Source organism: Streptomyces sp. NRRL WC-3549, assembly GCF_000721935.1.
Lineage (GTDB): Bacteria > Actinomycetota > Actinomycetes > Streptomycetales > Streptomycetaceae > Streptomyces.
The window spans coordinates 9,053-11,463 of the sequence record NZ_KL585436.1; the positions used below are offsets into that span (position 1 = coordinate 9,053).

Below are 2,411 nucleotides of genomic sequence, written 5' to 3' on the forward strand. Positions count from 1 at the left end.
CGCTGGCGGGCCGCCGGGCCGGGCAGGTGCGGGCGTGATCCGGGTGCTGGTCGTGGAGGACGACCCGGTGGCGGCCGCCGCGCACCAGATGTACGTGGGCCGGGTCCCCGGCTTCGAGGTGACGGCCGTGGCCCACTCCCGCACGGAGGCCGTGCGGGCACTGGACCGCGGGCCGGTGGACCTGCTGCTGCTCGACCTGTACCTGCCCGACGGGCACGGGCTTCAGCTGCTGCGCTCGCTGCGGGCGGCCGGCCACGGCGCGGACGTCATCGCGGTGACCTCGGCGCGTGACCTGGCGGTGGTGCGCGAGGGGGTGTCGCTGGGGGTCGTGCAGTACGTGCTGAAGCCGTTCACCTATCCCACGCTGCGGGACCGGCTGGTGCGCTACGCCGAGTTCCGGGCGGCGGCCGGTGAGGCCAGCGGCCAGGAGGAGGTGGACCGGGCGCTGGGGGCGCTGCGGGTCGCGGAGCCGGCCGCGCTGCCGAAGGGGCTGAGCGGGCCGACGCTGGAGGCGGTCACCCAGGTCCTGCGGGCCTCCCCGGACGGGGTGACGGCGGCGGCGGCCGGCGAGGAGCTGGGGATGTCCCGGATCACCGCGCGCCGTTATCTGGAACATCTGGTGGGGGCGGGCCGCGCGGTCCGGCGCCCGAGTTACGGGCAGGTGGGCCGCCCCGAGCTGCACTATCGGTGGGTGGCCGAAACTCGTTGATCCATCCGGGTGTGGTGCGGTCCGCGGACTCGGAGGATCGTACGAAGGGTGAATGGTGACGCACAGGCTGTAGCCAGGCGGTTCCGTTCATCCTACGGTGGGGCCGTGCCTCAGAATCCGCCCTTCAACGCCCCCGCCGCACGCCGCTTGCGTGAGGCGCTGGGAATGGCTCCCGGACATGTTGCCTACGGTCTCGGCGCCCAGTACGGGCTACCCGTCACCGCCGAGACCGTGCTGGCCTGGGAGCGTGGTGTGGCCCTGCCGGACGAGCGCGAACTGAAGGCGCTGGCCGGGGTGTTGTGGTGCGCCCCCGGGGAACTCCTCTCCGCGGCGAGCACGTTGCGCGAGCGCCGGCTGGCCCGGGGCACGGGGCCGGAGGACCTGGCGCGGACGGTGGGGATGACGCCCGCCGCCTACCTGAAGATCGAGGAGTCGGGCCGGTGGCGCGGCAACGAGCGCCAGGCCGCGGCGCTCTGCAAGGCGCTGGAGATGTCGGCCGCGCAGTTCCTCACGGCGACCGGCCGCAACGAGGAGCTGGCGGAGCTGCTGAACCGGGCGGTGACGACGCGCTGGCAGGCGTACGTCAAGCCGGTGGCCAAGCTGGTCCCGCTGGACCGGGTGCTGGTCGAGGACGTGCTCGCGCAGCTGCACGCCGACTACCAGTCGCTGATGGTGTCGACGCTGAGCTGGAGCAGCACCGGCCGCGGCGGTACGGGGACGGCCGACGGGCCGGGGCAGGAGTTCCTGGACCGGGTGGTCGAGCACTTCTGGCGGACGGCGGGCCTGTGAGCGGGGCCGGCGCGGGGTGACGCGCGGCGGCCCCGGCCGTCCGGGAGGGACGGCCGGGGCCGCGGGCACGGCGAAGAGCCGCGAGCAGCACCGACCGGGCGGGTCAGAAGACCGACTCGGCCTCGTACATCCGGTCGCTCGGCACGGTCTTGAGCCGGGTCACGGCGTCCGCCAGCGGGGCCATCACGATCTCCGTGCCGCGCAGGGCCGTCATCCGGCCGAAGTCGCCGCGGTGCACGGCCTCCACCGCGTTCCACCCGAAGCGGGTGGCGAGCACGCGGTCGTACGCGGTCGGGGTGCCGCCGCGCTGGACGTGGCCGAGGATGACCGGCCGGGCCTCCTTGCCGAGGCGCGTCTCCAGCTCCGCCGCGAGGCGGTTGCCGATGCCCTGGAAGCGCTCGTGGCCGTACTGGTCGATCTCGCCCTTGGCGTACGGCATGGAGCCCTCGGCCGGGTGCGCGCCCTCGGCGACGCAGATCACGGCGAACTTCTTGCCCCGCGCGAAGCGTTCCTCGACCATCTTGACCAGGTCGTCGACCTCGAAGGGGCGTTCCGGCAGGCAGATGCCGTGGGCGCCGCCGGCCATGCCGGACTCCAGCGCGATCCAGCCCGCGTGGCGGCCCATGACCTCGACGACCATGACGCGCTGGTGGGACTCCGCGGTGGTCTTCAGACGGTCTATGGCGTCGGTCGCGACGCCCACGGCGGTGTCGAAGCCGAAGGTCCGGTCGGTGGCGGAGATGTCGTTGTCGATGGTCTTCGGGACGCCGACGACGGGCATCCCGGCGTCCGACAGCATCCGGGCCGCCGTCAGCGTGCCCTCGCCGCCGATCGGGATGAGGGCGTCGATGCCGTAACGGCGGGAGAGCTCCGCGCAGTTCTCCGCGGCCTCGCGCAGCCGGTCGCGCTCCAG

Annotated in this window: 3 protein-coding genes; 2 read left to right on the plus strand and 1 reads right to left on the minus strand. The window is 73.9% G+C overall.

Going from position 1 to position 2,411, the window contains the following annotated elements; translation table 11 throughout:
• Positions 1-709: response regulator (locus IH13_RS0131610; protein ID WP_234433468.1), on the plus strand; the 709-nt coding region annotated here is incomplete at its 5' end.
• 165 nt (positions 710-874) lie between these two features.
• Positions 875-1,498 (plus strand): helix-turn-helix domain-containing protein, encoded by a 624-nt coding sequence (locus tag IH13_RS0131615; protein WP_031089757.1) that lies wholly within the window; start codon positions 875-877, stop codon positions 1,496-1,498.
• A 103-nt stretch (positions 1,499-1,601) separates the two neighbouring features.
• Here the strand turns inward: IH13_RS0131615 and IH13_RS0131620 are convergent.
• Positions 1,602-2,411, minus strand: an 810-nt coding sequence (locus IH13_RS0131620) for an ATP-dependent 6-phosphofructokinase (protein ID WP_031089759.1), incomplete at its 5' end; no start/stop codon positions are given.

What these genes read in the sequence shown, in the direction of transcription:
- IH13_RS0131615 (WP_031089757.1), top strand. Translation starts at nt 875, where the DNA reads ATGGCTCCCGGACATGTTGCCTACGGTCTCGGCGCCCAGTACGGGCTA.